This window comes from Actinoallomurus acaciae (assembly GCF_042429965.1).
GTDB lineage: Bacteria > Actinomycetota > Actinomycetes > Streptosporangiales > Streptosporangiaceae > Actinoallomurus > Actinoallomurus acaciae.
The window spans coordinates 340-636 of sequence record NZ_JBHLZP010001319.1 but is presented as its reverse complement, the minus strand read 5'-3'; the positions used below and the strand labels follow the sequence as shown (position 1 = coordinate 636).

The following is a 297-nucleotide window of genomic DNA, read 5'->3' as shown; positions in this document are numbered from 1 at the left end:
GCCGGGCCGTCGAGGCGCTGGCCGCCGCGTCCCGGCTCGGCGTGGGCGTGACCGTACGGACCTTCGCCGAGCCGCTGCCCGACGCCGACCTGGTGATCTCCACGCTGCCCGCCGGCGCCGCCGACCCGTACGCCGAGACGATCGCCCGGTCCACCGGTGCGCTCTTCGACGTCGTCTACGCGCCGTGGCCGACCCGGGCGGCCCGGGCCGTTCGCGAGGCGGGGGGCGTGACCGCCGACGGCTTCACCATGCTCCTGCACCAGGCGGTACGCCAGGTGGCGCTGATGACCGGGGCGG

General features: G+C 77.4%; 1 pseudogene. It reads left to right on the top strand.

Going from position 1 to position 297, the window contains the following annotated elements:
- Positions 1–297: pseudogene (locus tag ACFFNX_RS52315) on the top strand (shikimate dehydrogenase); the annotation flags it as partial.